The 12,206-nt window shown below is 59.1% G+C and carries 9 protein-coding genes; 5 read left to right on the top strand and 4 right to left on the bottom strand.

Annotated features, from left to right (window positions below; translation table 11 throughout):
- Positions 1-60: 60 nt before the first annotated feature.
- Both ACODS3_RS05715 and ilvD read left to right on the top strand, forming a co-directional pair.
- Positions 61-1,257 carry a class I SAM-dependent rRNA methyltransferase gene (locus ACODS3_RS05715; protein WP_201003911.1) on the top strand — a complete coding sequence of 399 codons (1,197 nt, stop codon included), beginning with the start codon at positions 61-63 and terminating at the stop codon, positions 1,255-1,257.
- Positions 1,258-1,523: 266 nt separating this feature from the next.
- A complete protein-coding gene (gene ilvD / locus ACODS3_RS05720) occupies positions 1,524-3,371 on the top strand; it encodes a dihydroxy-acid dehydratase (RefSeq protein ID WP_489033664.1) in 1,848 nt (615 codons plus the stop codon).
- 78 nt (positions 3,372-3,449) lie between these two features.
- On the opposite strand, the gene ACODS3_RS05725 is transcribed toward ilvD, so the two are convergent.
- Together ACODS3_RS05725 and ACODS3_RS05730 are read right to left on the bottom strand one after the other, a co-directional pair.
- The gene (locus ACODS3_RS05725) at positions 3,450-4,505 is read right to left on the bottom strand and encodes an HAD family hydrolase (RefSeq protein WP_201018895.1); all 1,056 of its coding nucleotides are present in this window, start codon (positions 4,503-4,505) and stop codon (positions 3,450-3,452) included.
- Between the two features lie 177 nt (positions 4,506-4,682).
- Positions 4,683-5,195 carry a dihydrofolate reductase gene (locus ACODS3_RS05730; RefSeq protein ID WP_489033667.1) on the bottom strand — a complete coding sequence of 171 codons (513 nt, stop codon included), beginning with the start codon at positions 5,193-5,195 and terminating at the stop codon, positions 4,683-4,685.
- A gap of 103 nt (positions 5,196-5,298) precedes the next feature.
- On the opposite strand from ACODS3_RS05730, the gene ACODS3_RS05735 reads away from it, so the two are divergent.
- The 3 genes from ACODS3_RS05735 to ACODS3_RS05745 all read left to right on the top strand — a co-directional run bounded on the left by ACODS3_RS05735 (position 5,299) and on the right by ACODS3_RS05745 (position 8,647).
- Positions 5,299-6,678, top strand: a complete 1,380-nt coding sequence (locus ACODS3_RS05735) for a DUF2868 domain-containing protein (RefSeq protein WP_304574712.1) — start codon at positions 5,299-5,301, stop codon at positions 6,676-6,678.
- Positions 6,671-8,056 carry a GTPase/DUF3482 domain-containing protein gene (locus ACODS3_RS05740; RefSeq protein ID WP_304574711.1) on the top strand — a complete coding sequence of 462 codons (1,386 nt, stop codon included), beginning with the start codon at positions 6,671-6,673 and terminating at the stop codon, positions 8,054-8,056. Before ACODS3_RS05735 ends, ACODS3_RS05740 begins: the two co-directional genes overlap by 8 nt.
- A gap of 135 nt (positions 8,057-8,191) precedes the next feature.
- Positions 8,192-8,647, top strand: a complete 456-nt coding sequence (locus ACODS3_RS05745) for a YkgJ family cysteine cluster protein (protein ID WP_025258115.1) — start codon at positions 8,192-8,194, stop codon at positions 8,645-8,647.
- 124 nt (positions 8,648-8,771) lie between these two features.
- Here the strand turns inward: ACODS3_RS05745 and typA are convergent, their stop codons facing one another.
- Together typA and thiI are read right to left on the bottom strand one after the other, a co-directional pair.
- Positions 8,772-10,592: a translational GTPase TypA gene (typA, locus tag ACODS3_RS05750; protein WP_201003925.1), complete on the bottom strand. Its 1,821-nt coding sequence runs from the start codon at positions 10,590-10,592 to the stop codon at positions 8,772-8,774.
- A 140-nt stretch (positions 10,593-10,732) separates the two neighbouring features.
- Positions 10,733-12,187 (bottom strand): tRNA uracil 4-sulfurtransferase ThiI, encoded by a 1,455-nt coding sequence (gene thiI, locus ACODS3_RS05755; RefSeq protein WP_489033671.1) that lies wholly within the window; start codon positions 12,185-12,187, stop codon positions 10,733-10,735.
- Between the last annotated feature and the right edge of the window lie 19 nt (positions 12,188-12,206).

Here is a 12,206-nt window from a genome sequence, read left to right on the forward strand (position 1 = left end):
ATGATCCTCCGGCAGCCCAATCACAGGCTATAATCCCGCTCTTTTTTCCGGAGCGACGTCATGTCCCTGCCTAGCTTGCGCCTCAAAGCCAACGCCGACCGTCGCCTGCGCGCCGGTCACCTGTGGGTCTACAGCAATGAAATCGATGTAGCCGCCACCCCACTGAACGGTTTTGCGGCAGGTGATCAGGCGCTGCTCGAAGCCGCTGGCGGCAAGCCATTGGGCATCGTCGCCATGAGCCCGAACAACCTGATTTGCGCACGCCTGCTGTCGCGCGACATCAAGCTGCCGCTGGACAAGTCGCTGCTGGTACATCGCCTGAACGTGGCACTGTCATTACGTGACCGCCTGTTCGACAAGCCGTTCTATCGCCTGGTTTACGGGGACTCGGACTTGCTGCCGGGCCTGGTCGTCGACCGTTTCGGTGACATTCTGGTGGTGCAACTGGCTTCCGCCACCATGGAAAACCACAAGGAAGACGTGCTGGCCGCCCTGATCCAGGTGCTCAAGCCAAGCGGTATCCTGTTCAAGAACGACTCGGCTGCACGCGATGCGGAAGGCCTGACCCGCTACGTCGAAACCGCATTCGGTGTCGTGCCTGAGTGGGTTGCGCTGGAAGAAAACGGCGTGAAGTTTGAAGCTCCGGTGCTCAACGGCCAGAAGACCGGCTGGTTCTATGACCACCGCATGAACCGCGCACGCCTGGCACCTTACGTCAAAGGCAAGCGCGTACTCGACCTGTACAGCTACATCGGCGGCTGGGGTATTCAGGCAGGTGCCTTTGGCGCCAGCGAAGTCACCTGCGTCGACGCCTCGGGCTTTGCCCTTGACGGCGTGGAGCGCAACGCAGCACTGAACGGCTTCGCCGAAAAGGTCACCTGTATCGAAGGCGACGTGTTTGAAGCACTGAAAGAGCTGAAAGCCGGCGAAGAACGCTTCGACGTGATCGTGGCCGACCCGCCCGCTTTCATCAAACGCAAGAAAGACCTGAAAAACGGCGAAGGCGCCTACCGTCGCCTGAACGAACAGGCCATGCGTCTGCTCAGCAAGGACGGCATTCTGGTCAGCGCCTCGTGCTCGATGCACCTGCCGGAAGACGATCTGCAAAACATCCTCCTGACCAGCGCCCGCCACCTGGACCGCAACATCCAGTTGCTGGAACGCGGCGCCCAGGGCCCGGACCATCCGGTACACCCGGCAATCGCCGAAACCCGCTACATCAAGAGCATTACCTGCCGGTTGTTGCCAAACAGCTGACCTGCCGCCCTGTCGTCGGATTGCTGCCAAGGCAAATGCGCGCCTCCTGATTAGCTTTTCAGGAGGTGTCCGCAAGCCCGTCGACCCGTGTAGAATCGACGCTATTCATCGCCAGTCATCCCCGGCGGGTTTATGAGCTCAGGCCGAGTGCACGGCGATCCCGTGGCGTTCGGTTTCTTCGCTGCGTCCGGTCACTGCCGTTTGCGTGTAGCGTCAATAGAAGCTCACTCCCCTTACTGATTAGCCTGTTTTGCCGGAGTGCTCCAATGCCTGATTACCGCTCGAAAACGTCCACCCACGGCCGCAACATGGCCGGCGCACGTGCCTTGTGGCGCGCCACGGGCATGAAGGACGAAGACTTCAAGAAACCGATCATCGCCATCGCCAACTCGTTCACCCAGTTCGTACCAGGGCATGTCCACCTCAAGGACATGGGCCAGCTGGTCGCTCGTGAAGTCGAACGCGCAGGCGGCGTGGCCAAGGAATTCAATACCATCGCCGTGGATGACGGTATCGCCATGGGTCACGATGGCATGCTGTATTCACTGCCGAGCCGGGAGATCATCGCCGACTCCGTGGAATACATGGTCAACGCCCACTGCGCCGACGCCATCGTCTGTATTTCCAACTGCGACAAGATCACCCCCGGCATGCTGATGGCCTCGTTGCGCCTCAATATTCCGGTGATCTTCGTTTCCGGCGGGCCGATGGAAGCCGGCAAGACCAAACTGGCCAGCCACGGCCTGGACCTGGTCGATGCGATGGTCATCGCCGCCGACTCTACCGCCAGCGACGAAAAAGTTGCCGAGTACGAGCGCAGCGCCTGTCCGACCTGCGGTTCGTGCTCGGGCATGTTCACCGCCAACTCGATGAACTGCCTGACCGAAGCACTGGGCCTGGCATTGCCGGGTAACGGTTCGACGCTGGCGACCCACAGCGACCGCGAGCAACTGTTCCTGACAGCCGGTCGTACCATCGTCGAGCTGTGCAAACAGTATTACGGCAACAACGACGAGTCGGTTCTGCCGCGCAATATCGCCAACTTCAAGGCGTTCGAGAACGCCATGACGCTGGACATCGCCATGGGCGGTTCGACCAACACCATCCTGCACTTGCTGGCTGCCGCCCAGGAAGCCGAAGTCGCCTTCGACCTGCGCGATATCGACCGCCTGTCGCGCAAGGTTCCGCAACTGTGCAAGGTTGCGCCGAACATCCAGAAGTACCACATGGAAGACGTCCACCGTGCGGGCGGTATCTTCAGCATCCTCGGTTCACTGGCCCGTGGCGGTCTGCTGCATACCGACCTGCCGACCGTACACAGCAAGACCCTGGCCGAAGGCATCGCCAAATGGGACATCACCCAGACTGACGATGAAGCCGTGCATACCTTCTTCAAGGCAGGCCCGGCAGGCATCCCGACGCAAACGGCTTTCAGCCAGTCAACCCGCTGGCCGAGCCTGGACGACGACCGTGAAAACGGCTGCATCCGCAGTGTCGAGCACGCCTACTCCCAGGAAGGTGGCCTGGCCGTGCTGTACGGCAACATCGCTCTGGACGGCTGCGTGGTTAAAACCGCAGGCGTGGACGAGTCGATCCATGTCTTCGAGGGCAACGCCAAGATCTTCGAGAGCCAGGACAGCGCCGTACGCGGCATCCTCGCTGACGAAGTGAAAGCTGGCGACATCGTGATCATCCGTTACGAAGGGCCGAAAGGCGGTCCGGGCATGCAGGAAATGCTGTACCCGACTTCGTACCTGAAATCCAAAGGCCTGGGCAAAGCCTGCGCCCTGCTGACCGACGGTCGTTTCTCAGGTGGCACCTCGGGCCTCTCCATCGGCCATGCTTCGCCGGAAGCCGCTGCGGGTGGTGCAATCGGTCTGGTGCGCGATGGCGATAAAGTACTGATCGACATCCCGAACCGTTCGATCAACCTGCTGCTCAGCGATGAAGAGCTGGCCACGCGCCGTGCGGAACAGGACAAGAAAGGCTGGAAGCCGGTAGAAGTGCGCCCACGCAAAGTGACCACCGCCCTCAAGGCCTACGCCCTGCTGGCGACCAGCGCCGACAAGGGCGCTGTACGTGACAAGGCACTGCTGGACAAGTTGGTGCCATAAAAGCTGCAAGCTACAAGTCAAAAGCTGCAAGTCAAAAGCTTGCGGCTTATGGCTTGCAGCTTATAGCTACGTTTCCCCTTACTGAATCTCCTCCGGCTTGACGATCACCCAGTTCTTGTCGGCAGTCACCGGCAATCCTTCCCTGGCCTGAGCTTCGGCGTTGCTTTTGATCATGCCTTCCATCTGCTTCATGTACTTGTCTTTGCGGTTGACCCACAGGTGTACACCGCCTTTATTGACGTCCACGCCATGGAACAACATGTAGCCGTCACTGGTTGGTGTATCTCCAGCCACCAGAACCGGTTTCTTCCATTGGTCGATGTAAGTCAGGATTGCCGCCTGCTTGCCTGCCATCCAGGTGGCCGGCGTCCATAGATAAGGCGTCAACTCCAGGTCCAGATTGCCTTTCTCGTCATATTTGCCAGCGGTGATCTGTTTGCGGGCAGTGGTCAGCTCGCCGGTCTTCCTGTCCTTGAGCAGCATGGTCACGCCAATGACGTTCTGCGGTTTGACGTTGTAGCCGTACTTGGGATCGGAAGCGACCATGCGCACCAGTTCTTCGGAAGCGGCGGTCATGACATAGACCTCGATGCCGTTTTCCATCAGCTTGTTGAACAGTTCTTTCTGACCGGTGAAGATCCGTGGCGGCTCGACATCGAGCTTCTTGACCACATCACCTTCGTAATAAGTCGCCGGAACCGGCTTGCCCGATGCCATCAACTCGTCGACGTAACCTTTCAGTTCCTTGAGCGTGAAGCCCGAGAACACTTGCGCCACCCATGGGTAGCAGACCATGTCATCCAGTTCGCAAAGGCGGTAGTAGTAACTGAACAGGCTTTCCTTGTGGTCGGCGGTGTCCTTGAACGGAATCAGCTTCAGGGACGGGTCCAGTTTCTCGCGGGTGATAAGGCCCTTGTTTTCCATGTACGGCAGCAGCGACTCTTCGAGATCGAAGCGATAGCTGGTGTTATCCATGTCAAAGACTGCGTAATTACCCTTGTTGGCGTTGGCGGCGATCATGGTGTCCAGTGCCTTGGCGGCAGGCTCTGGCCAGTGTTTCAGATCGGTGGCGAAAGCCTGACTGGCAAGACCCAGGCACAACGCGGCGGCAAGCAGTTTTGGCGCGAACTTCATCAGTGGTTTCCCCTTTGAAATGTATAGGGTCGACCGTAACAAAATGATGTGACTATTAACGTGCGTCAGCGACCCCGCGTGTTCTGACGGCGCCATGTCATGGATAGTTCGCGACACGAGGATTTGATTGCGACATATTGGGTGGCTTCGCGAATGGATTCATTCGCGAAAACCGGTTTACCGCCGCTCCCAAACCTCAAAACTGTAGGCAGGCTTGTCATCCTGCGCCGGGATCGGATTCTCGGACACCAGCGCCCATTCGGCGGCATCGAACTCCGGAAACCAGGCATCGCCTTCAGGGCTCAGCGCCACTCGGGTGAGGTAAAGACGGTCGGCATCAGGCAGGCCTTGCGCATAAAGCTGCGCCCCGCCAATCAGCATCACTTCATCGACGCCCTTTTCCTGCGCCCATTGCTCGGCACGCACCACGGCGGCTTCCAGGGAAGGAAAGACTTCAGCGCCTTCGAGCTGCAAGTCAGCCTGACGACTGACCACCAGATTCAACCGGCCAGGCAGCGGCCGCCCCAGCGAATCCCAGGTCTTGCGCCCCATGATGATCGGCTTGCCAAGGGTCGAGGCCTTGAAATATTTGAAATCCCCCGGCAAATGCCAGGGCATGGAATTGTCGACGCCGATCACCCGGTTTTCACCAAGGGCGGCAATCAGGCTGAGAGGGAGATTTTTTTTCATGGATGCGAGAATAACAGAGCAACGGAACTGATAGACACCGCATAAGCCCTAAGCTTCACCGCAACGGTTATGCTTTGTGCCTAATTCATCGAAGAGACGCTGTGTGACTGCTCTGACCCCACTCGACACCCTCTGGCTGACCGAAGCTGTACGCCTGCGAGAAGAACAGGCAGGCCTTCTTGAAGACCAGGAAGCCAACCGCCGCGCCCGCGCAACCGAAGGCAGCCTGAGCAGCCGGATCAAGCTGCGCGCCCTGTGGCTGGCCGAACGTGATGGCATGGTCAACGCCCTGCACCACTGGAAGCAAGGCGCTCGCCTGGCCTTGATCGCCTTGGCCGTTATCGCGGTGTTCAGCGGCGCGGGCCTTGCTTTTGCCGCCATGGGCAACGGACAGGCACCGGTCAATGTGTTCTGGGCGCTGGGCAGCCTGCTCGGTCTGAACCTGGTGCTGTTGATCAGCTGGGCGCTGGGGCTGATGTTCACCGGGCGCAGCAGTTCGGGCCTGGGTCGACTCTGGCTGTGGGCCAGCGAAAAACTCGCTCGCGACGCACAGGCCGCCCAACTGGCGCCTGCCCTGATTCTGCTGCTGCAACGCCAACGCCTCAACCGCTGGGCTCTTGGCCTGTTGGTCAACGGCCTCTGGCTGGCGGCCTTGCTAAGCGCCATGGTCATGCTGTTGATGCTGATGGCGACAAGACGTTACGGCTTTGTCTGGGAAACCACCATTCTGGGCAGCGAAACCTTCGTCAGCCTGACGCAGACACTGGGCATCATTCCGGCCATGCTGGGTTTCAGCACACCCGATGAACTGATGATCCGCGCCAGCGGCAATGGCGTATTGAGCCTGGAAAATGCCCGTCAGGCCTGGGCTTCCTGGCTGGTGGGCATCCTGCTCGTATTTGGCATCGTACCGCGCCTTATTCTGGCGCTGTTCTGCCTGTGGCGCTGGCAGCGTGGGCGCGCGACCTTGAAGCTGGATCTGGAGCTACCCGGCTACCTTCAATTGCGCGAGCGCCTGATGCCTAGCAGCGAACGCCTGGGCGTCAACGATGCTGCACCGCCACAACTGCATCAGGTAAAACCCAACGCAGGAACCGCCGATAGTGAAGGCGCCTTGCTGGTCGCCATCGAACTGGACGATCAATACCCGTGGCCCCCACAACTGCCGTCCAGCGTGGCTGACGCAGGTGTGCTCGACAGCCGCGAATCACGGCAAAAGCTGCTGGAGCAACTGGCCCACTACCCGCCTGCCCGCCTGCTCATCGCGTGCGACCCACGCCGCTCACCGGATCGCGGCAGCCTGGCCTTGATCGCCGAGCTGGCCAGATACGCCAGCCAGACCCGCATCTGGTTATTGCCAGCGCCAGCCGGTCAAACGCTTGATCCGCAGCGCCTCAATGACTGGCACGCCGCCCTGCAACAACTGGAACTGACGTGGAGCGAGCACTCGCAGGTGAACTGGCTGGAGACAGACAATGACTGAGCTGAGCAAACCACGCGCACTCAAGCTGGCCGTTGTGGGCCATACCAATGTCGGCAAGACGTCACTGCTGCGCACCCTGACCCGTGATATCGGTTTCGGTGAAGTCTCCCATCGCCCCAGCACTACACGCCATGTAGAAGGTGCGCGCCTTTCGGTCGAAGGTCAGGCTCTGCTTGAGCTTTACGATACGCCGGGCCTGGAAGACGCCATTGCCCTGCTCGACTATCTGGAACGACTGGACCGTCCCGGCGAGCGGCTGGACGGCCCCGCCCGGCTCGCGCGCTTTCTGGACAGCAGCGAAGCTCGCCAGCGCTTCGAGCAGGAAGCCAAGGTGCTGCGTCAGTTGCTCGACTCGGACGCGGGTCTGTACGTGATCGATGCCCGCGAACCGATCCTGTCCAAATACCGTGACGAACTGGCGGTATTGGCAAGCTGTGGCAAGCCGCTGTTGCCGGTGCTGAATTTCGTCAGCAGCCCACAGCAGCGGGAGCCGCAGTGGCGCGAATCCCTTTCGCGTCTTGGTTTGCATGCGCTGGTGCGTTTCGACAGCGTGGCACCGCCTGAAGATGGCGAGCGTCGGCTTTATGAAAGCCTGGCGCTGATGATGGAAAGCGCCCGCCCGCAACTGGAGCGGCTGATCGAGGATCAACAGGCCCAACGCAAAGCACGGCGGCATAGCGCAGCGCGGCTGATTGCAGAAATGCTGATCGATTGTGCGGCCTGTCGGCGTAGCGTGGAAACCGATGCGCAGCAGGAACAGAACGCCATCAATGAACTGCGCAAGACCATTCGCCAACGCGAGCAGCGTTGCGTCGAAGCACTGCTCAAACTGTATGCCTTTCGTGTGCAGGACGCTTCGGCAGCCGACTTGCCGTTGCTGGATGGTCGTTGGGGTGATGACCTGTTCAACCCCGAAACCCTCAAGCAACTGGGTGTACGGGTGGGTGGTGGCGTGGCGGCAGGTGCAGCAGCCGGAGCGGGTGTCGATCTGCTGGTCGGCGGAATCACTCTGGGTGCAGCGGCGCTGGTCGGCGCCATTGCCGGTGGCGCGCTGCAAACGGCGCGCAGTTACGGAGGACGACTGCTTGGCAAACTCAAGGGGCAGCGGGAACTGACGGTGGACGACGCCGTGCTGCGCCTGCTGGCTCTCAGGCAACAACACCTTTTGCAGGCGCTGGACGTGAGAGGTCATGCAGCCATGGACAGCATCGAACTGAGCGAGCCGCAGGACAAGGCCTGGCGTGAGGGCAAGCTCCCCGACGCGGTACACAAGGCACGCGCGCACCCGCAGTGGTCATCGCTCAATCCTGGCGCGAAATTGAGTCAAGCCGAGCGACAGGAGCAGATCGAGAACCTGGCAAACTCGCGAATCGTGTAGAGCCCGTCGCGGCCAAGGCCCCTCCCACAAACCAGTGAAGGGGCACCGACAGTCGCTTCACTCATTTTTGCCTACGCTAAACCCGCAAGCCCCGGTATGATCGCGCGCCCGATACACCCGGAAGCCTGAAAAGAAATGAAATCCACCTTGATCGCAGCCGCAGAGATCGATCGTCTCGATACCTGGGCCAAGTATTCCAGCCACATGTGCGGAGGCTGCATTTCCAGCTGCTGCACCTTGCCGGTAGAAGTGAAGATCAAGGATCTGATCCGTATCGGCATCGTTGACGAGTTCGAGAAAGACGAACCAGCCAAGAACATCGCCAAGCGTCTGCAGAAGGAAGGGATTGTCGAGCGCTTCAACCAGAAGTCCGGGATCTTCACCTTGCAGCGCATGAGCAACAACGACTGCCTGTATCTGGATCGCAAGAGCCGCCTGTGTACCATCTATGAAAAGCGCCCGGACACCTGCCGCAACCATCCGAAGATCGGTCCGCGCCCCGGATATTGCGCATACAAGCCAAAGGCCGTCGAGCGTCAGAACAGCGGCGCACTGAACTCGAACTCAGGTCGGGTGCCGCTGAAGTTCTGATCAACAGCTTTCGTAGAAGCGAATTCATTCGCGAATGAATTCGCTTCCAGCGCCAGACACCAGGCATAAAAAAACGCCCCCGGCCTTTCGACCGGGGGCGTTTTTCATTCAGCCGGGCTGGTTATCAAGCCTTGGCTTTCTTGGCAGCGCGGGTACGCTCGCTTTCGTCGAGGATCTTCTTGCGAAGACGGATCGACTTCGGCGTCACTTCGCACAGCTCGTCGTCCTGGATGAATTCCAGAGCCTGTTCCAGAGTGAACTTGACAGGTGGAACCAGAGCGATGGTTTCGTCTTTACCCGAAGCACGCATGTTGTCGAGCTTCTTGCCTTTGGTTGGGTTGACGCCCAGGTCGTTGTCACGGCTGTTCAGACCAACGATCTGACCGTTGTAGATCTCCTGACCGTGCTCAACGAACAGCTTGCCGCGCGCTTGCAGGGTTTCCAGGGAGTAGGTCAGAGCCTTGCCGGTTTCAACCGAAACCAGAACGCCGTTCTGACGGCCGGACATGTCGCCGGACTTCATCACGTCGTAACGGTCGAAGATCGAGGTCAGGATGCCTGCACCGGAGGTCAGGGTCAGGAACTCGTTACGGAAACCGATCAGGCCACGAGCCGGGATGTTGTACTCAAGGCGAACACGGCCTTTGCCATCCGGAACCATGTTGGTCAGGTCGCCTTTACGCAGACCCATTTGCTCCATGATCGCGCCTTGTGCATCTTCCGGCAGGTCGATGGTGACGTTTTCGTACGGTTCGTGTTTCACGCCGTCAACCAGACGGATGATCACTTCCGGACGACCTACGGCCATTTCAAAGCCTTCGCGACGCATGGTTTCGATCAGAACCGAGAGGTGCAGCTCACCACGGCCGGAAACCTTGAACTTGTCAGCCGAGTCGCCTTCTTCAACGCGCAGTGCAACGTTGTACAGCAGCTCTTTGTCCAGACGTTCCTTGATGTTACGGCTGGTGACGAACTTGCCTTCTTTACCGCAGAAAGGCGAGTCGTTGACCTGGAAGGTCATGGCAACAGTTGGCTCGTCGACGGTCAGCGGCTTCATTGCCTCTACTGCAGTCGGGTCGCACAGGGTATCGGAGATGAACAGCTCGTCGAAACCGCTGATGCAGACGATGTCGCCGGCAGCTGCTTCTTCAACGTCGATGCGGTGCAGACCGTGGTGACCCATCAGTTTCAGGATACGGCCGTTGCGCTTCTTGCCATCGGTGTCGATAGCAACAACCGGAGTGTTCGGCTTGACGCGACCACGAGCGATACGGCCAACACCGATAACACCCAGGAAGCTGTTGTAGTCCAGAGCGGAGATCTGCATCTGGAACGGACCATCGCGGTCAACCGACGGCGCAGGTACGTTGTCGACGATCGACTGGTACAGCGGGGTCATGTCTTCAGCCATTTCGGTGTGGTCCAGACCGGCAATACCGTTCAGGGCCGAGGCGTAGACGACTTTGAAGTCCAGCTGTTCTTCGGTGGCACCCAGGTTGTCGAACAGGTCGAAGATCTGGTCCAGAACCCAGTCAGGACGCGCGCCTGGACGGTCAACCTTGTTGATGACCACGATTGGACGCAGGCCGGCTTCGAAAGCCTTCTTGGTCACGAAACGGGTTTGCGGCATAGGGCCGTCTTGAGCGTCAACCAGCAGCAGAACGGAGTCGACCATCGACATCACGCGCTCTACTTCACCACCGAAGTCGGCGTGGCCAGGGGTGTCCACGATGTTGATGTGGTAGCCATTCCAGTTGATCGCGGTGTTCTTCGCGAGAATGGTAATACCGCGCTCTTTCTCCTGGTCGTTGGAGTCCATGACGCGCTCGTCGTTGAGCTCGTTACGCTCCAGAGTGCCGGACTGACGCAGAAGTTTGTCTACCAGGGTAGTTTTGCCATGGTCAACGTGAGCAATGATGGCGATGTTACGTAGATTTTCGATCACTTGTGTATCTCGATCAGAGGATTCGGTGAGCTGACTGTTGTCAGGCAGCAATTAACATTGAGTCGGCAAAAGCCGTTACGGCTTGACGACTGGTGTCGGGGGGCCGGTGACGCAAGCCACAGGCAAACAGCCCCGGGCACTTAGCTCGGTCGATAAACGCGCACATTGGCATGCCCCTCACTGAGCAGATGGTGAGCATGCAGGCGACTCATGACGCCTTTGTCGCAATACAACAGGTACTGGCGCGTGTTATCCAGTTCCTTGAAGCGGCTGTTCAATGCATAGAACGGCAGCGTCTGTATTTCTATGCCCGGCACTTCCAGCGGCAGGTCTTCCTGGGCATCCGGGTGACGGATGTCGATGATGACCTGGCTGGCCAGCGCCTGGCTGACTTCCTCTATTTCGACATTCTGGCTCAGATCGTCGATCACCCGATCGATGGTCACCAGCCTGGCACGCTCGAGCGCTCGCTCGAGAACAGCCATGTCGAACTGCTTCTCTTCGTACTCAACGCGGTTACGCTTGGCGTTGGTCTTGGGGTTGACCGAAATCACCCCGCAATATTCAGGCATGTGCCGGGCGAATTCGGCAGTGCCGATTTCAGTCGCCAGATCGACGATGTCCTGCTTGTGGCTGGCAATCAGTGGCCGCAGCACCAGTTTGTCGGTAGCCGAATCGATGACCGAAAGATTGGGCAGCGTCTGGCTGGACACCTGCGAAATCGCTTCGCCGGTCACCAGCACATCGATTTCGAGACGGTCGGCAACAGATGAGGCAGCGCGTAACATCATACGCTTCAAAACTACACCCATATGACTGTTATCGACTTTCTGCAGAATTTCTCCCAGAACTTCCTCGAAAGGCACGCTGACAAACAGCACTCGCTGGGAACTGCCGTACTTCTTCCAGATGAAATGGGCGACTTCCATCACACCCAGCTCATGAGCGCGGCCACCCAGATTAAAGAAGCAGAAGTGTGCCATGAGGCCACGACGCATGATCTGGTAAGCCGCAACGGTCGAGTCGAAACCGCCCGACATGAGGACCAGGGTCTGCTCCAGCGCGCCCAGCGGATAACCGCCCATGCCCTGATGCTGGTCATGAATGACAAACAGACGCTGGTCGCGGATTTCCATACGCACGACGAGTTCGGGCTTTCGCAGCTCGATACCGGCAGCGCCGCACTGCTGGCGCAACTTGCTGCCGACGTATTTTTCGACGTCCATGGAGCTGAAATCATGCCGCCCTGCACGCTTGCAGCGCACCGAAAACATCTTGCCGGGCAGCAGGTCGCCGTAATGCGTCCTGCATCTGGCAACGATGTCATCCAGATCACCCAGCGGATACTCGGCAACCTGCAGGAAATTGGCGATACCCGGCATGCAGCTCAGGCGCTCGGTGATGCCCTGCAGGACTTTGGGATCGGTCAGCCTTGTTTCGACCTCAAGATTGTCCCATACGCCACCCACGACAATGTCCGCGTCCAGTTCCCGGAGCACGGTACGAATGTTCTTGGCCAGCTGGCGGATGAACTTCTTGCGCACCGGCGGGCTTTTGATGGTGATTTCGGGAAAAACTTTAACGATTAGCTTCATGGAAACGGTACGTGAGGTG

This window comes from Pseudomonas sp. FG43 (genome assembly GCF_057809175.1).

Excerpts from the sequence above, each read along its gene's own strand:
- ACODS3_RS05740 (WP_304574711.1), top strand. The coding sequence starts at position 6,671 with ATGACTGAGCTGAGCAAACCACGCGCACTCAAGCTGGCCGTTGTGGGC.
- ACODS3_RS05715 (WP_201003911.1), top strand. The coding sequence starts at position 61 with ATGTCCCTGCCTAGCTTGCGCCTCAAAGCCAACGCCGACCGTCGCCTG.
- ACODS3_RS05730 (WP_489033667.1), bottom strand. The coding sequence starts at position 5,195 with ATGAAAAAAAATCTCCCTCTCAGCCTGATTGCCGCCCTTGGTGAAAAC.
- thiI (WP_489033671.1), bottom strand. The coding sequence starts at position 12,187 with ATGAAGCTAATCGTTAAAGTTTTTCCCGAAATCACCATCAAAAGCCCG.
- ACODS3_RS05725 (WP_201018895.1), bottom strand. The coding sequence starts at position 4,505 with ATGAAGTTCGCGCCAAAACTGCTTGCCGCCGCGTTGTGCCTGGGTCTT.
- ilvD (WP_489033664.1), top strand. The coding sequence starts at position 1,524 with ATGCCTGATTACCGCTCGAAAACGTCCACCCACGGCCGCAACATGGCC.
- ACODS3_RS05745 (WP_025258115.1), top strand. The coding sequence starts at position 8,192 with ATGAAATCCACCTTGATCGCAGCCGCAGAGATCGATCGTCTCGATACC.